We start from the raw sequence: 20,615 nt of genomic DNA, 5'->3' as shown, positions 1-20,615 counted from the left end.
ACAGGGAGGACGCCATGGCCACCTCTACAGCGCTCACCGCACCGCCGGGGACACGCAACAGCCGGGTACTGGGCACCGGATCCTTCCGGCCCGCCCGCGTCGTCACCAACGAGGAGGTCGCGGGACCCATCGGTTCGACCGACGAGTGGATCGTCACCCGGTCGGGCATCCGCACCCGCCGGTTCGCCTCCGGCACCGAGACGCTCGGCATGATGGCCGAGCAGGCCGGGCGCGCCGCGCTGGCCGACGCCGGCCTGCACGCCGAGCAGGTCGACGCCGTCCTGGTCGCCACCATCACCCACCGGATGGCCACCCCGTCACTGGCCGCGGAGGTCGCCGCCCGGCTCGGCACCCGCAGCCCGGCCGCGGTGGACCTCGGCGCGGCCTGCTCGGGTTTCTGCTACGCCACGGCCATCGCCGGCGACATGATCCGCGGCGGCAGCGCCGACCACGTCCTGGTGATCGGCGCCGAGCGGATGTCGGACCTGCTGGACCCGACCGACCGGAGCACGGCCTTCATGTTCGGCGACGGTGCCGGCGCGGCCGTGATCGGGCCCTGCGAGGAGCCGGGCATCGGGCCGGTGGTCTGGGGCTCCGACGGCCGCCGGCGCGACCTGATCCGGATGAACGAGTACTGGCCCGCGGCCGGCCAGGAGCTGTCGGGCCCCTCGCCGTCCCTGGTGATGGAAGGCCCGTCGGTCTACCGGTGGGCGGTCTCGCGGATGGCGGACGTGGCCCTGCTGGCGGTCAAGCAGGCGGGAGTGGCGATCACCGACATCGACGTCTTCGTCCCGCACCAGGCCAACCAGCGGATCGTGGACAACCTGGCCAGGAACCTGGGGCTGCGGGACGACGCGGTGGTGGCCAGGGACGTCGCCGAGGCCGGCAACACCTCCGGCGCCTCGATCCCGCTGGCCCTGGACCGGCTGCGGACCGAGGGCCTCGCGCCCAGCGGCGGCCTCGCCCTGCTCATCGGGTTCGGCGCGGGCCTGGCCTACGCCGCGCAAGTGGTCCGGCTGCCCTGAGCGCGGACCGCGTTCGCCGACTCGCCGACTCATGGACCCGTCGACTCAAGGGGTGGCCGCGGCGGAGCGGTTCGGCGCGGTGGTGACGGCCGGGTCGCGCCCCGACCGCCCTTCCGCCCACCCTCCGTCCGCCCGCTGACCGCCCACCGCCCGTACGCCGACCATCAGGCCGCCGACCGTCAGACCGTTGACCGACCGAGAAAGCAGGGGTTCCCATGCCCGCCAACGCAGCCGCCCGGCAGGCGCTCCTCACCTTCGACCGGACCGTGCCGCGGACCCTCGCCCACCGCCGTGCCGTGGGCGAGGTCTTCGTCACCGACTCCGCATCCGTATCCGACGACGAGTTCCTGCTGGCCTGGCAGATCCCGCGGGCGCACGCCCTGTGGGGCGACCGGCAGGTCCCCTTCCACGACCCCTTCTCGGTGGCCGAGGCCGCCCGGCAGGGGTCCTTCGTGGTCGTCCACCGGCACCTCGGCATCCCCCTGGAACTGCCGTTCACGCTGCGGCGGTTCGCCTTCCAGGTGCCGGACCTGGAGCCGTTCCGCGACAACCGGCACTCCCCGCTGCAGGGCCTGCTGACGTACCGCCTGTCCGACCGGCGGTTCCAGGGCGGCGAGCTGGGCGGCATGACCATCCACGGTGACATCGTGATCGACGGCCGCCCGGCCATGACGGTCGAGGGCGACGTGGTGTTCATGTCCCGCGCCGACTACACGGCGCTGCGCGCCTTCCAGCGCTCGCGCAAGCTGCGCGGCGGCGTCGAGCCGTGGCAGCCGGCCCGGCCGGTGGCACCGGAGCTGGTCGGCCGGGCCGACCGGCGCAACGTCGTGGTCGGCGAGCCGGCCGCGACGTCCCGCCCGGCGGACCCGCCGCGCTACCCGCTGGTCGTCGACCGCACCCACCCCTCGTACTTCGACCACGACTACGACCACGTGCCGGGCCCCTTCATCGTCGAGGGATTCCGGCAGACCGCCCTGCTCGCGGCGAACCGCTCCGGGGACCTCACCTCCCCGGTGGCCGCGCTGACCGGACTGAGCACCACCTTCACCGACTTCGGGGAGTTCGAGGCCCCGCTGGAGTACTCGGCGCGATGCGAGTCCGCCACCGACGGCCGCGCCCATGTCCGGGTGGGGCTGCACCAGTTCGGCTCCGAGATCGCCGAGGGCCGCATCGACCTCACCCCGTACCCGTGAGCAAGCCCCCGGTGAGAGAGGCGTCGAAGCACGCCGAGCCAAGCCCATACGTCGAGTCGCCGAGGCCCCCGGGGGAGTCCTCGGCGCATCCCGGGCCGCGAGACCCGGCACACGAGAAGGAGTCCTGGTGGATCTGCAACTGACCGGCAAGACGGCGGTCGTGACCGGCGGCAGCAAAGGCATCGGCCTGGCCATCGTGCGCGCCCTCGCCGACGAGGGGGCGCGTGTCGTCACCGCCTCGCGTACCGTGAGCAAGGAACTGGAGGCGCTGGGCGAGACGGTCACCGTCGTGCGGGCGGACCTGACCGTGCCGCGGAGCGCCGCGCTGCTCGCCGCGACGGCCGGGGACGCCGACATCCTGGTCAACAACCTGGGCGGCGGGGACACCTCGCGTACGCTCGGGGCCGGCTTCCTCGACATCGAGGACGAGGGCTGGCGCCGGACGTACGAACTCAACCTGTTCAGCACCGTCCGCATCACCCGCGCGCTGCTGCCGGGGCTGCTCACCAAGCGCGGCATCGTGATCAACATCTCCTCGGTCGGCGCCCGCGCCGCCTTCCCGCCGGTGGACTACGGGACCGCCAAGGCCGCGCTGACCAACCTCACCAAGGCGCTCGCCGAGGAGTTCGGCGGCCGGGGCCTGCGCGCGCTGACCGTGACGCCCGGTCCGACCCGGACCCGGCACTGGTCCGAGCCCGACGGCTACGCGGGACAGCTGGCCCGCGCCGCCGGCGTGGACCTCGACCGGTTCCTGGCCGCGGTGCCGCAGCGGATGGGCATCACCACCGGCCGGCTCACCGAGCCCGAGGAGACGGCCGCGCTGGTCGCCTTCCTGGCCTCGCCGCGGTCCGGGAACCTCACCGGGGCGGACTTCCTCGCCGACGGCGGTGTGATCAAGAGCGTCTGAGCCGTCCGCGGACGAACGGCGGGGCCGGGAAGGGCAGATCCCCTCCCGGCCCCGCCGTTCACCCCGCACCGCTCCAGCGGCCGGGATGCCTCACGTGTCCGACGGGCCGGCCGGCGCGTTGTCCTCCCAGTCCGGCAGGTTCTCCCGGTAGAAGTCCGTCGGCGCCTGGCCGCCACGCAGGCTGTCCCGCAGGAACAGGGCGTACCGCCGCACCGTGGCCTGGGCCGGCTTGCGGGTGGCCAGCGCCATGAACTCGCCCCGCTCCAGGGCCATGCCGCGCCACAGCCGGGCCGAACCGGCGTCGTACACCGCGCGTTTGGTGGCCGCGACGGTCCCGGGCCCGCGCCGGCTCAGCCGGGCCGCCACCTCGACCGCCTCGCCGAGCAGGTCCTCCTGCTTGACCCGGCGCTGCACGATGCCCGCCAGGTGCGCTTCCTCCGGGGTGAACAGGCGGCCGGCCAGCAGGGCGTCGATGGTCGTCCCCGAGCCCACCAGCCGGGCCAGCATCTGGGTGCCGCCACCGGTGGGGACCAGACCGAAGGTGATCTCCGGCAGACCGATGCCGTACGAGCCGTCCCCGATGATCCGCACATCGCAGGCGAGCGCCAGCTCGAAACCGGCGCCGAGCGCGTACCCGCCGATGGCGGCCACGAACACCATGTCGCTGCGGCGCATCCGCTGCACCGCCTCCTTGAACCGCAGCAGCGCCCGCAGGCCGCCGGTGGGGCCGCGGTCCAGCAGCGGGCCCGCGCCGGGAACGCGGCCGAGGCCGGCGACCAGCCGCAGCACCGGACCGACCACGTGCCGGTTCAGCGGCACACCGCCCCGCCGGGAGCCGGCCAGGAGCTCGTCGGAGTCGTAGTGGCCGATGAACATGCCGGGAACGGTGCTGCACAGTACGACGGCGCGGACCGAGGGGTCCCGCTCCGCGGCGGCGACCACCCGGCACAGTTCGGCGACGACGGAGTCGGTGATGAAGTTTCCCGGCTCGTTGCCGAACCGCACGACGAGTACCGGCCCCTGCTGTTCCGTGGTGAGCCGCCGGTCGGCTCCGGGGTCCCGCGACGGCTGTGGCATGGCATCACGCTCCGCGATGGTCGTCGACCCCGTCCCGTCCACCGTGACGGCCGGGACGGTCGAGTGGTCATGGGAAATGACATGGGTGGCCTGCGGTGCTCCGCCGCGGACGTCCTTCCCGCGACGTCCCGAATGCGCGGCCGTGTCCTTTTCCGCGAATACGGGGGAGGGCCTCAAGGATTCACCGGGGGGATTCTCAGGGCGGCTCCCCCGATGCTAGGCGCGGCCCGGCCGGCCGGGAAACCGGTGAGTTAAGAACGCGGTCCAGGGCCTGCGGTGGGCGAAATGTGCGCCACGACGTGAATGACCTCCCCCGCGCCGCCCGCAGGCGGCAGGTGCCCACCCGCGGGCCCGGTTGAAGTCACCGGTTAAAGTCACCAGCGCCGGCGGGACCCCGGAATTGAATCGCCTTCCCGTCCGGTAAGCGGCGTGGCACAATCACGTCCGGGGATTTTCGCTTTGCGGGCAGCTCTGCCGTGTCACGGATACCGATGGCCGAGGGGGAGCGCGCACGTGAGCGCTGGAGAACACGCGATAGTGGTCGGCGGCAGTATCGCCGGCCTGCTGGCAGCCCGTGTGCTGTCGGATTTCTACTCGAACGTCACGGTCGTCGAGCGGGATCCGCTCACCGACGACGTCGCGCCGCGCAAAGCGGTGCCCCAGGGGCACCACGTCCACGCGCTGCTCGCCCGCGGCCAGCAGATCCTGGAACGGCTGCTGCCGGGACTGAGGGACGAACTCGTCGCGGCGGGAGCGCCGGTCGGCGATTTCGGCACCAGTGTGAGCTGGTACTTCGACGGCCGGATGATGAGCAGGACGCGTACCAGCATGACCTGCGTGGCGGCCGGCCGGCCACTGCTCGAACAGCGCATCCGCCGCCGGGTGACCGGCCTGCCGAACGTCGCCGTGATGGACGCCACCGACGTCACCGACCTGCTCACCGACCCGGGCCGGACCCGGGTCACCGGTGTGCGGGTGGCCGCGCGGGACGGGCGGGACGGCGGCTCCGCCCGGCTGGAGGGCGACCTCGTCGTCGACGCCGCCGGACGCGGCTCCCAGCTGGCCCGCTGGCTGACCGAGCTGGGGCGCGCGGCCGTCGACGAGGAGGTCGTCAGGGTCGGGCTGGGCTATGTCACCCAGGAGTTCCACAGCCTGCCCGACTTCGACCCGATCGGCGACGGCATAGGAATGGTCCCGGTGGCCACCCCCGGACACCCGCGCGGCGCTGTCCTCGGCCGGCTGCCCGGCCGCTACGCGCTGGCCCTGACCGGCATCCGCGGCGACCACCCGCCGCGCGACCGCGAGGGGTTCCTCGCCTTCGCCGCGACCGTGCCCGTACCCGAGATCCACCGCGCGGTGGCCGCGGCCGAACCCCTGGGCCCGCCGCACGTCTTCCACTACACGGCCAACGTCCGCCACCGGTACGAGCGGATGAAAGATTTCCCCGACGGGCTCGTCGTGGTCGGCGACGCGTTCAGCACCTTCAACCCGATGTACGGGCAGGGCATGACGGTGGCCGCGCTCGCGGCCGAGCTGCTGCGGCGGCACATCGAGCGGTACGCGGGCGTGCGCCCCGCCGTCTTCCTGCGCGAGCTGAGCCGGGCGGTCGACGCGCCCTGGGGGCTCGCGGTCGGCGCGGACCTGGGTTTCCCGCACGCCGAGGGCCACCGCTCGCTGGCCGTGCGCCTGGGCAACACGTACGTCCCGCGGCTGCAGCGGGCCGCGGCCAAGGACCCCGTGCTGGCCCGCGCCTTCCTGCGGGTGACCGGCCTGGTGGATCCGCCGTCGGCCCTGTTCCGGCCGGGCGTCGTGGCACGTGCCCTGGCCGGCCGCTGAGGGTCCGCCGCGTCGATCGACCCGTTCCCTCGATCGGCCGCTCCTTCGATCGATCGGTTGCTTCGGCCAATCGGTTCCTTTCACGGGTCGGCTGCTTCAACCGGCCGGCTCGTTCGAGGCCGCGCTTTCCGGGGCCCGGCCCCTTCCCGGGGGCCGCCCTCTTGGCAGCACGTTCCTTTTCCGCACGCGACGAGAGAAAGGCGAACCATGACGAAGACGGTTCCCACGGGCGCCGGCGCCCCGGTCGTGCTCGACCTCGGCCCGGCCGCCGAAAGGGTCGGCGAACTGGTGGGCGGTATCACCGACGAGCACCTCGCCTTGCCGACGCCCTGCGCGAAGTACCAGGTGCGCGAGGTGATCGGGCACGTCATCGCGGTGACCGCGGGGCTGTGCGACGCCGGACGCAAGGTTCCCCCCGTACCGCCCTTCCCGGAACCGACGCACATCGTGGCGGACCTCGACGGGATCGGGGACTGGCGGACCGCGCTGACCGGCCTGCTGCGGGATCTCACCGCCGTCTGGCGGGAACCGGCGGCCTGGGAGGGCATGACCCAGGGCGCGGGCTTCACCTTCCCGGCCGCGCGGGCCGGCTCCATCGCCCTCACCGAACTCGTCGTCCACGGCTGGGACCTGGCGGTCGCCACCGGCCGGCCGTACCGGCCGGGCACCGCGGACCTGGAACTGTCCCTGGCGATACTCGCCGAGACCGCCGCCGACCGGCAGCCCGGCGGCACCTTCGACCCGCCGGTCGCGGTACCGGCCGACGCGCCGCTGCTGGACCGGGTCATCGGGCTGAGCGGACGCGACCCGTCCTGGACACCATGACATGACCGGCTCACCCCTGGCGACCGCGGGACCTCAGGAGACGACCATGGACGTGCGGATGATCTGGTTCGACTTCGGCGGAGTGCTCGGCCCGTCGCCGAAGGACCTGTTCACCGCCTACCACCGCAAGACCGGCATCACCGCGGAGCAACTCGCGGTCGCGTTGGGCGAAGTCAGCGAGGAACTGGGGCGGCCGGCCCTCGCCGCCCTGGAACTGTGCGCGATCAGCGAGCCCGACTGGGGCCGCCTGCTGGGCGCGGCGCTGACCGGCGCCGGGGTGGACCTGTCCAGGGCCCGGCCGGAGGAGTTCGGCCGGCAGTGGTTCGAGGGCACGCACGCCAACGCACCCATGCTCCGCGCGGTCCGGTACGTACGCGACGCCGGTCACCGGGTCGGCGTGCTGTCCAACAACGTGCGCGAATGGCAGCCCTATTGGCGGCGGATGATCGAGCCGGCCGGGGAATTCGACCGGATCGTGGATTCGAGCGAGATCGGCGTCCGCAAGCCGGACCCGCGGATCCTGCGGATCGCCGAGGCGGCGGCGGGGGCCGCGGCCGCCGAATGCGTCCTGGTGGACGACCTGGCGGAGAACTGCGCGGCCGCCACGGCGGCCGGCTGGCGCGCGGTGGGCTTCGGGACCACGCGCCAGTGCCTCACCGACCTCGGCGCCGCCTTGGACCTCCCCGGCATGGCGGCAGCCTGCCTCGGCGATCCCGCGACCGGCTGAACCCGGGCCCGCCGGTGGTGGGGCGGCGCGACCCCCGCCCCACCACCGGCCCCCCGGTCACCGGCCTTCCGGCCGCCGGCCCCCGGTCACCGGCCCGGCCCCCGGCCCACCCGCCCCGCCCGTCCGGCGGCGGGATTCAGGCGAGCCCGGAGTTGGCGAGGCGTCTGATGGCCGAGTACACCAGCAGGTGCCCCCAGATCTCCTGCTCGACCATCTCCGGGGAGCGCGACCTGAGCGGCAGCTTCTGCCGGTCGCCGAAGACCTCGCACTGCTGGAAGCTCCACCGCCGCTCGTACAGGTCGCGCAGGTCGTGGGCGGGTGCCGCGGCCGGATCCAGGACGGTGGTCGCCAGCAGCCCGCGTCCGCCAGGCCGGACGGTGCCCAGCAGCCGCACGACCCCGCCGGCCGACGACCCGCCGGCATCGCGCAGGGCGCACAGGCGGGAGCCGTCGGCCAGTAACTCACCGCCGGGCTGCGCCGCGGACACCGGCACCTTCCACAGCAGGTCCGCCCCGGCCTCGGCCAGCGTCCGGCGCACCGCCGGGCGCGCGTAATCGCCCTCGGCGAGCACCAGATCACCCGGCCCGAGCTGCCGCGCCAGCGTCTTGACGGGCACCGACGGGCAGCCGCCCCCGGCCGACACGTCCGCCGCCAGCAGCTCGGAGCCGCCGTTCTCCACCAGGACGGAGACCCGCGCGCTGGGCGGCGCGGGCCGGTGCGGCCCGCCCGCGGCCCTGCCGTACGTCGCCGCGTTCTGCGGGCTGTGCGGTACGACGGCCTGGTACCCGTCCATGACCCGCAGCCGCCAGCCCCGGTACCGCGAGCCCGGCCGGTCCTCACCGGCCCCGTCGCGGGCCGCCGCGGTTTGCGCGAACAGCGACTTCAGCGGTGCGGCGCCCAGCCGGACCCGCGCTCTGGACACCGCCGCCGTGGACGGCGGGTCCGCCAGCCGCTCGCTGGCCGGGTACCCCGACAAGGAGAGCCCCTGCGCGAGCCGCCGGGCCACCTCCTCGTACCCCTCATCGGCGAACAGGCTCATGGCCAGGACGAAATAGACCACGACCCTCGGTGGCAGCAGGCGGTTCCTCGCCCCCGCCCGCCCCGTGCTCGTAATGGCCCGCTCGACCAGTTCCGGTGGATAGGCTCCGATCACCACCTGGACCGCGAGTCGATCGGACAACCTCTGTTCGGACACTCGCATCCGCTAACCCCCGTGGTTGGCGCACTCGACGGCAGGCGTCCGACCCGAGCGGCCGCCCGGGCCCGCTCGGTGGTTTCCGCGATCCGCCGCGGTCGACCCCGCATCTGCCATAGCCGTCCTGATAAGAGTCTGCGGCAATGCGGGGGGAGCGGTCGAGACTGTTAGGTGGTGCTGAAACTACTAATTACCGCGGTGCCCCGATGAGTTGACGGACGTGTGTGTGCGGGCACCTCCGCCCGCGTTGTGTATTGACGACGACCGGCCGAGCCGCCTTCCGCCGCGCGATGAGTGCGATGAGTGCGATGAGTGCGATGAGCGCGATGAATACCGTGAATACCGTGAATGGGGTGAATACGGCGGGCGGAACGGCCTATTCATGGTTTCCGGCACCGCCGGACGAGGGCGAATTCCGGCCAGGCGTCAACGCCGCGTCAAATCCGTTGGAGCGGAGGGAATCGGTCCATTTGTTGTTGTGTTCAGCCGCGATCGTGCCGGCCGAGGCGCGGCGCGACGGGGCCGGGGGAGGGACCGCACGGGTACGGTGGCGGATTTCCCGCATACGAGGGCCCTCGTGCGGGCAAAGTTGCTCAAGTGCCGCAGGAGGCGGCGCTGGAGGCGGAGGTCCGACGTGGCCCGTACCGGAGCAGCCATTCGCCTGCGCGGCCTGCGCAAGTCCTACGGCGGGACCGACGCCGTGGCCGGGATCGACCTCGACGTGCGCCACGGTGAGTTCTTCTCGCTGCTCGGCCCCTCCGGGTCCGGCAAGACCACGACCCTCCGGCTGATCGCGGGGTTCGAGGAGCCCACCGAAGGCAGCGTCGAACTGGCCGGCCAGGACGTCACGGGCCTGGCCCCGTACGAGCGGGACGTGCACACCGTCTTCCAGGACTACGCCCTCTTCCCGCACATGACGGTCGAGCAGAACGTCGGCTACGCGCTGAAGGTGCGGGGAGTGCCCCGCGCCGAGCGGGCCGAGCGGGTACGGGCCGCGCTGGCATCGGTGCGGCTCGAAGGGCACGGCCGGCGCCGCCCCGCGCGGCTGTCCGGCGGCCAGCGCCAGCGGGTGGCGCTGGCCCGGGCCCTGATCGACCGCCCGGCCGTGCTGCTGCTGGACGAGCCGCTGGCCGCCCTCGACCCGCAGTTGCGCGGCCGGATGCAGGCCGAGCTCAAGGAACTGCAGCGCGAGGTGGGCATCACCTTCGTCTTCGTCACCCACGACCAGGGCGAGGCGCTCAGCATGAGCGACCGGGTCGCGGTGTTCCACGCCGGCCGGATCGAACAGGTCGGCACGCCGGCCGAGGTGTACGAGCGGCCCGCCACCGCCTTCGTCGCGGGCTTCGTCGGCGGGTCCAACCTGCTCGGCGGCGAACCGGCCCGCCGCGTCACCGGAGGCCCGGGACCGTACAGCGTCCGCCCGGAGCGGATCACGCTGTCCGCGGCGTCCGAGGACCCGGCGGGCGGCGGGGCGCCGTACGGCGGCGCCGGCCGGGAGGGCGCGGCGCGGCACCGGGTGAGCGGCGTCGTGGCCGACGCGGTGTACCTCGGGCACGCGGTCCGGGTCCTGGTCGACCTCGACACCGGCGGGCGGCTGACCGTGCTGCGGCACGCCGGGGAACCCGCCGCGGAGGCCGCCACCGGCGCCCGGGTGACGCTGAGCTGGCCCGCGGCCCACGCCGTCCCCCTGCCCGCGGACCCCGCACGGCGGCCGGAACCCGCCGCCGGCCCGGATCACGACCCGGACTCCGGCCCCGGCGCGCCCGCGACCGTACCGGCCCCCTGAACGCGGCCCGAACCGGCCCCCGACGGACAGCCGCGCCCGGCGACAGCCCCCAGCCCCCAAGCCAGTTCCCCGGTCCCCAGCCCCCAGCCCCCAGCCAGTTCCCCGGTCCACAGCCTCAGCCCCCAGCCCTCAAGCCGGCCCCCCAACCCCGGCCCCCCACCCCAGCCCCCGAGAGACAAGGAGACACCGTGCGTGTGACCAGGCGCCTCGCGGCCCCCGCCGCCGCCCTCACCGCCGTCCTCGCCCTCGCCGCCGCCTGCGGCGGCTCCTCCGGCCGGTCCGGATCGGTCGGGCCCGACGGCAGGCTGCACCCGCCGAAGCTGACCGCCCAGCAGACCCTCGGCCCGAGGGAGGGCGCGGTGAACCTCATCGCGTGGGCGGGATACGTCGAGGACGGCTCCGACGACCCGAAGGCCGACTGGGTGCACCCCTTCGAACGGCAGACCGGCTGCACCGTCCACGTCAAGGTGGCCGGCACCTCCGACGACATGGTCAGCCTGATGAAGACCGGGCAGTACGACGCCGTGTCCGCGTCCGGCGACGCCTCGTTGCGGCTGATCGCCTCCGGCGACGCGGCCCCGGTCAACACCGCCCTGGTGCCGAACTACAAGGACGTCTTCGGCGGCCTGAAACTCCAGGCGTGGAACTCGGTGGGGTCGGTCGCGTACGGCATCCCGCACGGCTACGGCGCCAACCTGCTGATGTACCGCACCGACAAGGTCTCCCCGGCGCCCACCTCCTGGGGCGCGGTCTTCGCGAAGGACTCGCCGTACAAGGGACACATCACCGCGTACGACTCGCCGATCTACATCGCCGACGCGGCCCTGTACCTCATGCGGACCCGGCCGGAACTCGGCATCAAGAACCCCTACGCGCTGGACCAGAAGCAGTTCGACGCGGCCGTGGCGCTGCTGCGGCAGCAGAACACCAACATCGGCGAGTACTGGAGCGACTACCTCAAGGAGGTCTCGGCCTTCAAGAGCGGCGACTCGGTGCTCGGCACCACCTGGCAGGTGATCGCCAACACCGCGCGGTCGGAGAAGGTCCCGGTCAGGGCGGTGCTGCCGAGCGAGGGCGCCACCGGCTGGTCGGACACCTGGATGCTCTCGGCGAAGGCCGCGCACCCCAACTGCGCCTACGCCTGGTTCGACTGGATCGTCTCGCCGCGGGTCAACGCCCAGGTCGCCGAGTACTTCGGGGAGGCCCCGGCGAACCGGCTGGCCTGCGAGCACACGGTGAGCCGGACGTTCTGCACCGACTACCACGCCGGGGACAGCGCGTACTACAAGCGGGTGTGGTTCTGGACCACACCCATCCCGCAGTGTGTCGACGGGCGCAAGGACGTCACCTGCGTTCCGTACGCGAAGTGGGCGCAGGCGTGGACGTCCGTCAAGGGCTGAGCCCGCGGCCCGCGCGGGCCCTGGTACGCGCACTGCACCGGCGGCCCCGGCTGCGCCTGGCCCTGCTGCTGTCGGCCCCGCTGGCCTGGCTGGTCGTGGCGTACCTCGGCGCGCTGGCGGCACTGTTCCTGTCCGCCTTCTGGACCACCGACCCCTTCACCTCGGACGTCGTGCGGACCTGGACCACCGCCAACTTCCGCGAGGTGCTGACCACCTCCGTCTACTGGCACGTGGCCCTGCGCAGCCTCGGCACCGCCCTGGCCGTGACCGCCGTGGACGTGGTCGTGGCCTTCCCGATCGCCTTCTGGACGGCCCGGGTGGCCGCCCCGCGCCACCGCCACCTGCTGGTGGTCGCCGTGCTCACCCCGCTGTGGGCGAGCTATCTGGTCAAGGCGTACGCCTGGCGGACCGTCCTGTCCGCGGACGGGCCGCTGGACTGGGCCCTGAAACCGTTCGGGCTGAACGGACCCGGGTACGGCCTGCCCGCGGTGATCACCGTACTGGCGTACCTGTGGCTGCCGTACATGATCCTGCCGATCCACGCGGGGCTGGCCAACCTGCCCGACGACGTCCTGGAGGCCGCCGCCGACCTCGGCGCGGGCACCTGGCGCACCTTCCGCTCGGTGGTGCTGCCGATGGTCCTGCCGTCGGTGGCCGCCGGATCGGTGTTCACCTTCTCGCTCAGCCTCGGCGACTACATCGCGGTCCAGATCGTCGGCGGCAGGACCCAGCTCATCGGCAACGTCGTCTACTCCGACATCACCCTCGACCTGCCGCTGGCCGCGGCCCTGGGCACCCTGCCGGTGGCGGCGGTGGTGCTCTACCTGCTCGCGGTACGCCGGACGGGCGCGCTCGACTCGCTGTGAGCCGAGGCGATCCCCGCGCGCCCGCCCCCTGTCCCTCCCGCCCCCTGTCCCTCCCACCCCGACCCTTTCGCTCATCCGACGCCCCCGGCCCGCCGCCCCCTCGAAGACGGCGCCCTTTCCCCCGAAGGCGAGGCGACCCACGCCGATGCGACTCTCCCGCACCGCACGGATCCTGCTGGGCACGGCGGCGATGCTCGGCTTCGCCGTGATCTACCTGCCGCTGCTGCTGGTACTGGTCGATTCGGTGAACCCCGACCGCTCCTTCGGCTGGCCGCCCAGCGGTGTCACCGGGCGGTGGTGGGCCGACGCCTGGCACAGCGCCGGGGCCCGCTCGGCGCTGTGGGTGTCGGTCCGGGCCGGTCTCGGCGCCACCGCCGTCGCCCTGGTCCTCGGCACGCTCGTCGCCTTCGCCGTGCAGCGGTACGCCTTCTTCGGGCGGCAGACCCTGTCCTTCCTCGTGGTGCTGCCCATCGCGCTGCCCGGCGTGGTCACCGGCATCGCCCTCAACAGCGCCTTCCGGTACGTGCTGCCGCCGCTCGGCCTGGGCTTCGGGCTGCTGACCGTGATCATCGGGCACGCCACCTTCTGCGTGGTCGTCGTGTTCAACAACGTGGTGGCGCGGCTGCGCCGGGTGTCGGGTTCCTACGAGGAGGCTGCGCGGGACCTGGGCGCCGGCCCCTTCCGGACCTTCCGCGACGTGACCTGGCCGCTCGTCAGATCCTCTGTGCTGGCCGGCGGCCTGCTGGCCTTCGCCCTGTCCTTCGACGAGATCGTGGTCACCACCTTCACCGCGGGCGCCGGCGTGCAGACCCTGCCGGTGTGGATCTTCGGCAACCTGGCCCGCCCGCGGCAGGCCCCGGTGGTCAACGTGGTCGCCGCGGTCCTGGTCCTGCTCTCGGTGGTCCCGGTGTACGCGGCCCAGCGGCTGTCGGGCGACACCGCCGCGGGCGGCAGGATCTGAGCGCGTCCGCACCCCGAACGCCCCCTGCCGGCGCGTATCGCTCGCTCGTCCTCGAACGTGGTGTGAGGGTGCTGTGCGCCGCGGGCCGGACGCTTCCCGGCCGTTCTGCCCGTCCCTAGCATGACGCTCCGCACCAGGTGGCGGGCCGTCCGACGCACGGACGGCGGACGGGAAGGGCGGAGCCATGGGACCGGGACGGGAACGGACACGGCGCGAGGTGCTGTCGGCCGCCGGGGGGATCGGCGGCGCGCTCGCGCTGGGCGCCGTGGCCCCGGCCGCGGTGGCGGCGGCGGACACGCGGCGCTCGGTCGCCGTGCTCGGCGGCGGTGTCTCCGGGTTGAGCGCGGCCCACGAACTGGCCGAACGCGGCTACGCGGTGACCGTCTACGAGTACTACGGGCGGCTCGGCGGCAAGGCCCGCAGCATGGACGTGCCCGGCTCCGCGGCCGGCGGCCGGGCGCCCCTGCCCGGCGAGCACGGCTTCCGCTTCTTCCCCGGGTTCTACCGCAACCTGCCCGACACGCTGCGCCGCATCCCCTTCCCAGGCAATCCGGACGGCGTCCACGGCAACCTCCGCAGCGGCACCGAGACCCGGCTCGCCCGCTCCGGCGGCCGCCCCGACGTCACCCTGCCCTTCCACGCCCTCACCAGCCCGCCCGCCGCGGGCGACCTCAGTGTCGAGGCGCTGCGCAAGCTGATCGCCGGCGGCCTCGACACCGCCCTGCACCTGCCCGCGGACGAGGTCGCGTACTTCGCCGACCGGGTACTGGTCCACCTCACCAGCTGCGACCGGCGGCGCGACGAGCAGTGGGAGAAGGTCCCCTGGTGGGACTTCATCAAGGCGGGCCGGATGTCGTACGACTATCAGCGGCTGCTCGGCGTCGGGCTGACGCGGGACCTGGTGGCGACGAAGGCGGAACAGGCCAGCACCCGCACCGTCGCCCGGACGATCATCGAGGCGTGGCTGCTGAACGGCATCCTCGGCCGCGGCACCGACGGCGACCTGGACCGGGTGCTCAACGCCCCCACCAGCGAGGCGTGGATCGACCCCTGGGAACAGCACCTGCGCGCGCTCGGCGTGCGCTTCGAACTCGGCACCGAGGTCAGGCAGGTGGTGTACGAGGGCGGCCGGATCACCGGCGTGCGGGTGGCCGCGTCCGACGGGAGCGGCGCCGAGCGGACCGTCACCGCCGACCACTACCTCTCGGCGCTGCCGGTCGAGCACGCCCGCCCCACCTGGGGCCCGGCGCTGCGCGCCGCCGACCCGCAACTGGCCGCCTGCGACGCCCTGAACACCGACTGGATGGTGGGCGTGCAGTTCTACCTGCGCCGCCGCCCGCGTATCGCGCACGGCCACGCGATCTACCCGGACTCGCCGTGGTCGCTCACCACGATCGACCAGGCCCAGTTCTGGGACCACCGCGACTTCCCGGCCGACTACGGCGACGGGCGGGCGGTGGACTGCCTGTCGGTGTGCGTATCGGAGTGGAACCAGCCGGGCATCCTCTACGGCAGGACCGCCAAGCAGTGCACCCGCGAGCAGGTGGTCGCCGAGACCTGGGCGCAGCTCAAGGCGGCGCTCAACGACACGGGTGAGGAGGTGCTCTCCGACGGCGACCTGCACACCTGGTTCATGGACCCGGCCGTCACGGGCCTGGGCGGCTCCGCCCCGGCCAACCGCGAGCAGTTGCTGATCCACCCGGCCGGCACCCTCTACCACCGCCCGTCGGCGGCCACCCGCGTGCCCAACTTCTTCCTCGCCGGCGACTACGTGCGCACCGACGTCGACCTGGCCACCATGGAGGGCGCCAACGAGTCCGCCCGGCGCGCGGTCAACGCCCTGCTCGACGCGGACGGCTCGCCCGAGCCGCGCTGCCGGGTGTGGACGCTGTTCCGCGCCCCGGAACTGACCGCCCTGCAGCGGGTCGACGACGTCCGCTACCGGCTCGGCCTGCCCAACACCTTCGACCTGGGCTGACCGGGGAAACCTCGTCCACGGCGCCGCCCGTCCCGCGCGGGCTGCGGCGCCCGGGCGGACACCGGACCACGAACGGCCCAGTGCCTGGCGTGCCACCGGCCGCCGGACGCCCCGTCCCGGTAGCTTCCGATCGCCGCCGCCGGGCAGAGCGGCGGTGTCCGGCGCGGCGCGCGCGGACCACCAGGAACGTGAGAAGAGGTCGGCATGGTGTTCCCGAGCACCCGTCCGCTGGCGGTGGGGCTGGCCTGCGCGGCCGCCGCGTCGTCCCTCCTGCTCGCAGGCGCCGAGGCGTCCCCGGCCCCGCGGCCGGCCCAGCGGACGGCGGCGGCACCCGGGCCCGTACCCGGCCCGCTCAACGCCATCACCGACGTCCCCGGCATCCTGGTCGGCCAGGTGCAGTCCACCCGCCCGCCGTACCTCACCGGATCCACCGTCCTCTACACGCCCGACCAGCCGCTCGCCGGCGTCAGCGTACGCGGCGGATCGCCGGGCACCTGGACGACCGACACGCTCGCCCCCACCAGCGCCAACCCGGGCGTCGACGCGATCGTCCTGACCGGCGGCAGCGATTGGGGCATGGACGTCGCCGTCGGCGCGATGCACTGGCTGGAGGACCACAAGGACATCACCGTCCCCATCGTGCCCGGAGCGGTGATCTGGGACATCGGGAGGGGCGGCAGCGACCGGGCGCGCCCGACGGCCTCCTGGGGCTACCGGGCGATGCAGGAGGCCAAGGGCGGGCCGGTGCGGCAGGGCACCGTCGGCGCCGGAACGGGCGCGCTCACCGCGCTCGGCACCCTCAAGGGCGGCGTGGGCACGGCCAGTTCTGTGCTGGACGACGGGACCGTCGTGGGCGCGGTCGTCGTGGTCAACGCCCTCGGGAGCACCGTCGATCCGAAGGACTGCACACTGCTGGGAGCCGCGCTCGGCATCGGCGGCGAGTTCGCCGGGCTGCGCCCGCCGACCCCCGCGCAGTGCAAGGCGTTCACACGGAGCCTGCGGGCGGGGTCGCGCGGGGCGGCCCGCAACACCACGATCGCGATCGTCGCCACCAGCGCGGCCATGCAGAACGGCGCACTGACCAGGATGGCCTCGTCGGCGCAGGACGGGCTGGCCCGGGCCATGATTCCCTCGCACACCCTGTCCGACGGCGACACCGTCTTCTCCGTGGCCACCGGCACCGGCCGCCAACTGTCCAACGACAACGGGGACGATCTGGCGGAACTGACCCGGATCGACGCGGTGGCGGCCGACACCCTGTCACGGGCGGTCGCCCACGCCATGCTCGCGGCCACGTCGGTGCGGACGTACAAGAGCTACTGCGACACCTTCCCCTCGGCCTGCGCGCACCTGAGGCGGGAGCCGTCGCGGACCGCGCCCCGAGGCGGGACGCGGTCGCCGCACGGCCTGGGATGATCCCCGGGCCGGGCGGGAGGTGACCGGGCGTCCCGGTGACGCCCGGTGGCCGGACGCGTCGGGTGGACCCGGCGGCTCGCGGGACGAGCGCACGCGCAACGGCTGGTATTACTGGGACATGCAGGAAGAGACGGCACGTTCCGCGATCGACACCTTCATCTCCGCGTTCAACGCCTCGGACGACAGCTATGTGACTGCCCTGCTCTCCCAGGCCCTGACCTCGGACGTGGTCTTCTGGGGGCCGTTGGGCCGCAGCGAAGGGATCGCGGCGGTCGAGCGGTTCGTGCTGGACATCCGGCGCCACCCGGCGGGGACCGGTACGATGGTGCGCTGCTCAGCGGTGGACATGCCTGGCGAGTGGGCCCGGTACCAGTGGGTCTTCACCACGCCGGGTGGAGGCCCCCGCCTGGCGGGCACGGACGTCGTTCATCTGCGGCGGAGCCTCATCGACCAGGTCATCGTCTTCGCGGGGGAGATCGAGTCGTTCGCCTCCTGAGCCGTCCTTCTTTCATCAGCCGGCACCTAAGCGCGCCCACACCGCGTTCCCGCCGGTGATGACCGACCGGGCCACGCCCCAGCGCCGGGACAGGTGCTGGACCAGCAGCAGGCCGCGGCCGCCCTCGTCGTCCAGACCGGGGCTGCGCGGGTCGAGGCTGCCGATGAGGGGGCCGCGGTCGTGGACCTCCAGGTGCACCAGATCGCCCGCGGTCAGCCCGACGCAGCACAGGAAGTTGCTGCTCGCGGTGTGCCGCAGCGCGTTGGTGGCGAGTTCGGACAGGACGAGCACCGCGTCCTCGCAGACGCCCTCGGGCAGCTTCCAGGTACCCAGCCAGGCGGCGGCGGCCGAGCGGGCCGCGCCGATGCCGGGGCGACCGGGCGGCAGGTCCAGCCAGTGGACTCTGTCCCGCGGCGCGGGGTCGAGGAGCTGGGGAGAGCGGTAGAACGCGGCAAGGGGCACGGTTTCGCCTTCCGTCGGCGAGGGCGCAGGCGGGTGGGGGGACGGGGGACGGGCGGACGGGGGATGGCGGACGGGGATGGCGGACGGGCGGAACGGGGGACCGCCACACGGACCGGCCCGATCGGGACCGCTGCGGCCGCACGAGGTGCACTTGTGGCTGGTGAGGCAAACGATCACGGTCTGTGCCGACTGTGACTCACGACAGTGACACTATGGTGGTTGCCAGTCTCAACGCGCAACCGTCTCCCTGATAATTTCAGTTCGTGATTGTCTGGCTGCCGTCCTCACCATGTCGCCTATTGTTTGGTGCTGGTGACAGTCCCTCAGGAGGTACATCGTGAGCGAGGCCCGTCCTGGCGGCGGCACCAGCGCCCCCACCGTGCTCCGCATGATCCTCGGCCGGCGGCTGAAGGACCTGCGGGAGAACGCCGGGGTGTCGCTGGAGGCCGCGGCGCGGGCTCTGCACGTCACGCCGCTGACGATCCGGCGGATGGAGAAGGCCGAAGTCGGCCTGAAGATCCCCTACGTCGAGAAGCTGCTGCGGATCTACGGCGCCGACGAGCAGGAGACCGGCGAGTTCGTCGGCATGGCCGAGCAGGCCGCCCGGCCCGGCTGGTGGCACCGCTACCGCGACGTCCTGCCCTCCTGGTTCACCGCGTACGTGAGCCTGGAGAGCGACGCGCGGACGCTGCGCACGTACGAACCGCACTACGTCACCGGGCTGCTGCAGACGCACGACTACGCCCGGGCCATCCTGCGGGCCGGCTTCCCCAACGACAGCCCGGAGGACCTGGCCCGCCGGGTGGAACTGCGACTGCGCCGTGCGGTGCTGCTGGAACGCCCCGACGCGCCCACCTTGTGGATGGTGATGGAGGAGGCGGTGCTGCACAAGGTCATCGGCGGCGCGGAGGTGATGCGGGAGCAGATCGACCGGCTGCTGGAGGCGGCCGAGCTGCCCAACGTCACCATCGACATCGTGCCGTTCACCGCCGGCGCCCACGTCGGGGCGTTCGCCCCGTTCACCTACTTCCGGTTCGACGCCCCCGAACTGCCCGACATCGTCTACACCGAGCTGCTGTCCGGGTCGATCTACCTCGACCAGCGGCCCGATGTCGTCGCGCACCTGGAAGCCCACAACCGGATGTCCCTCCTGACCTCAGCAAGCGAGAGCAAGGCGCTCTTGAACCGCATGCGGAAGGAGTACTCGTGACCGTCACCGACAATCCGTTCACCGACACCCCGTTCACCGACAGCCCGTTCATCGACAGGGCACTCACCGACGACAGACCCGGACGTACGGACACAGGCGTCTACAACGGCATCCCGGCCCGCCAACTGGGCGAGAGCGGCTGGGAGCGCCCCTGGAGCGGGACCAGCGGCGGCCAGTGCGTGGAGATGAAGCGGCTGCCCGACGGCCGCATCGCCGTACGGCAGTCCACCGACCCGGCGGGCCCCGCGCTGATCTACACCCCCGAGGAGATCGGCGCCTTCGTCACCGGCGTCAAGAACGGCCTCGCCGACCACATGACCACACCCTGACGCACCCCCTCGGCACCCTCGCTCCACCCGAACCCGCCACCACCGCACCTCCTGGAGGTACCCGTTGACCGGCCCCCGCACCCCACAGGACATCGACACCAGCAAGCCGCACTCCGCCCGGATGTACGACTACTACCTCGGCGGGAAGGACCACTTCGACGTCGACAAGCAGGCGGCCGAGCGCGTTGCCGAGGCGTACCCGGGGATCTTCGTCTGCGCCCGGGAGAACCGCGCCTTCATGCACCGCGCCACCCGGGTGCTCGCCCGTGACCACGGCATCCGCCAGTGGCTCGACATCGGCACCGGCATCCCGACGGAACCCAACCTGCACCAGGTGGCCCAGGCGATCGCACCCGAGGCACGGGTGGTGTACGCGGACAACGACCCGCTGGTGCTGAAGTACGCCGAGGCGCTCATGCGCAGCGCCCCCGAGGGCCGCACCACCTACATCCACGCCGACGCCAACGACCCCGACACGCTGCTGGCCGCCCCCGAACTGACCGAAGTGCTCGACCTGACACGGCCGGTGGCGCTGTCCCTGAACGCCCTGCTGCACTTCGTCACCGACGCCCAGGACCCGTACGGCCTGGTCGAACGCCTGGTGAGCGAACTGCCCTCCGGCAGCGCGCTCGCCATCAGCCACTGCACCCCCGACTTCGACCCCGAGACCTGGCAGAAGGTCACCGACATCTACACCGCCGCCGGAACCCCCGTGCGCTTCCGCTCCCAGGCGGAGGTCGCGCGCTTCTTCGACGGCCTCGACCTGCTCGACCCCGGGATCGCGATCGGCCACCGCTGGCGCCCCGACGCCGGCGCCGAACCCGACGAGAGCGTCACCGACGCCACCGTCAGCCTGTGGGTGGGCGTCGGCGTCAAACCCTGAAAGACCGCGGGTTGCCGAAGGCCGCGGCCGGGAGCGGGGAGTC

At 73.2% G+C, this 20,615-nt stretch carries 19 protein-coding genes; 16 read left to right on the top strand and 3 right to left on the bottom strand.

Annotation, left to right across the window (positions count from 1 at the left end):
- The first annotated feature begins 14 nt into the window (after positions 1 to 14).
- The 3 genes from K7G61_RS24340 (at position 15) to K7G61_RS24330 (ending at position 3,125) form a co-directional block, all read left to right on the top strand.
- Positions 15 to 1,025 carry a beta-ketoacyl-ACP synthase III gene (locus K7G61_RS24340; protein ID WP_225849090.1) on the top strand — a complete coding sequence of 337 codons (1,011 nt, stop codon included), beginning with the start codon at positions 15 to 17 and terminating at the stop codon, positions 1,023 to 1,025.
- 215 nt (positions 1,026 to 1,240) lie between these two features.
- Positions 1,241 to 2,218, top strand: coding sequence for an AfsA-related hotdog domain-containing protein (locus tag K7G61_RS24335; RefSeq protein ID WP_225849089.1), 978 nt, complete (start codon positions 1,241 to 1,243; stop codon positions 2,216 to 2,218).
- Positions 2,219 to 2,345: 127 nt separating this feature from the next.
- Positions 2,346 to 3,125, top strand: a complete 780-nt coding sequence (locus tag K7G61_RS24330; RefSeq protein WP_225849088.1) for an SDR family oxidoreductase — start codon at positions 2,346 to 2,348, stop codon at positions 3,123 to 3,125.
- 90 nt (positions 3,126 to 3,215) lie between these two features.
- On the opposite strand, the gene K7G61_RS24325 is transcribed toward K7G61_RS24330, so the two are convergent.
- Positions 3,216 to 4,202 carry an enoyl-CoA hydratase/isomerase family protein gene (locus K7G61_RS24325; protein ID WP_308190688.1) on the bottom strand — a complete coding sequence of 329 codons (987 nt, stop codon included), beginning with the start codon at positions 4,200 to 4,202 and terminating at the stop codon, positions 3,216 to 3,218.
- Between the two features lie 513 nt (positions 4,203 to 4,715).
- On the opposite strand from K7G61_RS24325, the gene K7G61_RS24320 reads away from it, so the two are divergent.
- The 3 genes from K7G61_RS24320 to K7G61_RS24310 all read left to right on the top strand — a co-directional run bounded on the left by K7G61_RS24320 (position 4,716) and on the right by K7G61_RS24310 (position 7,590).
- Positions 4,716 to 6,038, top strand: coding sequence for an FAD-dependent monooxygenase (locus tag K7G61_RS24320; RefSeq protein ID WP_225849087.1), 1,323 nt, complete (start codon positions 4,716 to 4,718; stop codon positions 6,036 to 6,038).
- 207 nt (positions 6,039 to 6,245) lie between these two features.
- The gene (locus K7G61_RS24315) at positions 6,246 to 6,863 is read left to right on the top strand and encodes a TIGR03086 family metal-binding protein (protein ID WP_225849086.1); all 618 of its coding nucleotides are present in this window, start codon (positions 6,246 to 6,248) and stop codon (positions 6,861 to 6,863) included.
- 1 nt (position 6,864) lies between these two features.
- Positions 6,865 to 7,590, top strand: coding sequence for an HAD-IA family hydrolase (locus tag K7G61_RS24310; RefSeq protein ID WP_225849085.1), 726 nt, complete (start codon positions 6,865 to 6,867; stop codon positions 7,588 to 7,590).
- 136 nt (positions 7,591 to 7,726) lie between these two features.
- On the opposite strand, the gene K7G61_RS24305 is transcribed toward K7G61_RS24310, so the two are convergent.
- Positions 7,727 to 8,770, bottom strand: coding sequence for a transposase domain-containing protein (locus K7G61_RS24305; RefSeq protein WP_225849084.1), 1,044 nt, complete (start codon positions 8,768 to 8,770; stop codon positions 7,727 to 7,729).
- Between the two features lie 649 nt (positions 8,771 to 9,419).
- On the opposite strand from K7G61_RS24305, the gene K7G61_RS24300 reads away from it, so the two are divergent.
- The 7 genes from K7G61_RS24300 to K7G61_RS24270 all read left to right on the top strand — a co-directional run bounded on the left by K7G61_RS24300 (position 9,420) and on the right by K7G61_RS24270 (position 17,688).
- On the top strand, positions 9,420 to 10,571 hold the full coding sequence (locus K7G61_RS24300; protein ID WP_225849083.1) for an ABC transporter ATP-binding protein: 1,152 nt from the start codon (positions 9,420 to 9,422) through the stop codon (positions 10,569 to 10,571).
- Positions 10,572 to 10,759: 188 nt separating this feature from the next.
- Positions 10,760 to 11,971, top strand: coding sequence for an ABC transporter substrate-binding protein (locus K7G61_RS24295; RefSeq protein WP_225849082.1), 1,212 nt, complete (start codon positions 10,760 to 10,762; stop codon positions 11,969 to 11,971).
- Entirely contained in the window at positions 11,950 to 12,837 is an 888-nt protein-coding gene (locus tag K7G61_RS24290) for an ABC transporter permease (RefSeq protein WP_225849081.1), read from the top strand. The genes K7G61_RS24295 and K7G61_RS24290 overlap by 22 nt, the downstream gene beginning before the upstream one ends.
- A 145-nt stretch (positions 12,838 to 12,982) precedes the next feature.
- Complete coding sequence (locus K7G61_RS24285; RefSeq protein ID WP_225849080.1) at positions 12,983 to 13,798, top strand: ABC transporter permease; 816 nt, start codon at positions 12,983 to 12,985, stop codon at positions 13,796 to 13,798.
- A 184-nt stretch (positions 13,799 to 13,982) separates the two neighbouring features.
- Positions 13,983 to 15,776, top strand: a complete 1,794-nt coding sequence (locus K7G61_RS24280; RefSeq protein ID WP_225849079.1) for an FAD-dependent oxidoreductase — start codon at positions 13,983 to 13,985, stop codon at positions 15,774 to 15,776.
- Positions 15,777 to 15,980: 204 nt separating this feature from the next.
- On the top strand, positions 15,981 to 17,192 hold the full coding sequence (locus K7G61_RS24275; protein WP_225849078.1) for a P1 family peptidase: 1,212 nt from the start codon (positions 15,981 to 15,983) through the stop codon (positions 17,190 to 17,192).
- Positions 17,193 to 17,310: 118 nt separating this feature from the next.
- Entirely contained in the window at positions 17,311 to 17,688 is a 378-nt protein-coding gene (locus K7G61_RS24270; protein WP_225849077.1) for a nuclear transport factor 2 family protein, read from the top strand.
- Between the two features lie 15 nt (positions 17,689 to 17,703).
- On the opposite strand, the gene K7G61_RS24265 is transcribed toward K7G61_RS24270, so the two are convergent.
- Positions 17,704 to 18,150 carry an ATP-binding protein gene (locus K7G61_RS24265; protein WP_225849076.1) on the bottom strand — a complete coding sequence of 149 codons (447 nt, stop codon included), beginning with the start codon at positions 18,148 to 18,150 and terminating at the stop codon, positions 17,704 to 17,706.
- Positions 18,151 to 18,487: 337 nt separating this feature from the next.
- Between K7G61_RS24265 and K7G61_RS24260 the strand changes: the two genes are divergently transcribed.
- The 3 genes from K7G61_RS24260 to K7G61_RS24250 all read left to right on the top strand — a co-directional run bounded on the left by K7G61_RS24260 (position 18,488) and on the right by K7G61_RS24250 (position 20,572).
- Entirely contained in the window at positions 18,488 to 19,360 is an 873-nt protein-coding gene (locus tag K7G61_RS24260) for a helix-turn-helix transcriptional regulator (protein ID WP_225849075.1), read from the top strand.
- Between the two features lie 50 nt (positions 19,361 to 19,410).
- Positions 19,411 to 19,689 (top strand): DUF397 domain-containing protein, encoded by a 279-nt coding sequence (locus K7G61_RS24255; protein ID WP_225849118.1) that lies wholly within the window; start codon positions 19,411 to 19,413, stop codon positions 19,687 to 19,689.
- 64 nt (positions 19,690 to 19,753) lie between these two features.
- Complete coding sequence (locus tag K7G61_RS24250; RefSeq protein ID WP_225849074.1) at positions 19,754 to 20,572, top strand: SAM-dependent methyltransferase; 819 nt, start codon at positions 19,754 to 19,756, stop codon at positions 20,570 to 20,572.
- Positions 20,573 to 20,615 lie beyond the last annotated feature (43 nt).

The organism is Streptomyces sp. HPF1205, assembly GCF_020400825.1.
GTDB lineage: Bacteria > Actinomycetota > Actinomycetes > Streptomycetales > Streptomycetaceae > Actinacidiphila.
Note: the sequence above shows the minus strand (reverse complement) of the source record. Positions and strands in the feature narration are given on the sequence as shown.

Bases quoted from the DNA above. Each gene is read 5' to 3' on its own strand.
- K7G61_RS24270 (WP_225849077.1), top strand. From the start codon at position 17,311: ATGCAGGAAGAGACGGCACGTTCCGCGATCGACACCTTCATCTCCGCG.
- K7G61_RS24340 (WP_225849090.1), top strand. From the start codon at position 15: ATGGCCACCTCTACAGCGCTCACCGCACCGCCGGGGACACGCAACAGC.
- K7G61_RS24310 (WP_225849085.1), top strand. From the start codon at position 6,865: ATGACCGGCTCACCCCTGGCGACCGCGGGACCTCAGGAGACGACCATG.
- K7G61_RS24275 (WP_225849078.1), top strand. From the start codon at position 15,981: ATGGTGTTCCCGAGCACCCGTCCGCTGGCGGTGGGGCTGGCCTGCGCG.
- K7G61_RS24285 (WP_225849080.1), top strand. From the start codon at position 12,983: ATGCGACTCTCCCGCACCGCACGGATCCTGCTGGGCACGGCGGCGATG.
- K7G61_RS24280 (WP_225849079.1), top strand. From the start codon at position 13,983: ATGGGACCGGGACGGGAACGGACACGGCGCGAGGTGCTGTCGGCCGCC.
- K7G61_RS24325 (WP_308190688.1), bottom strand. From the start codon at position 4,202: ATGCCACAGCCGTCGCGGGACCCCGGAGCCGACCGGCGGCTCACCACG.
- K7G61_RS24315 (WP_225849086.1), top strand. From the start codon at position 6,246: ATGACGAAGACGGTTCCCACGGGCGCCGGCGCCCCGGTCGTGCTCGAC.
- K7G61_RS24335 (WP_225849089.1), top strand. From the start codon at position 1,241: ATGCCCGCCAACGCAGCCGCCCGGCAGGCGCTCCTCACCTTCGACCGG.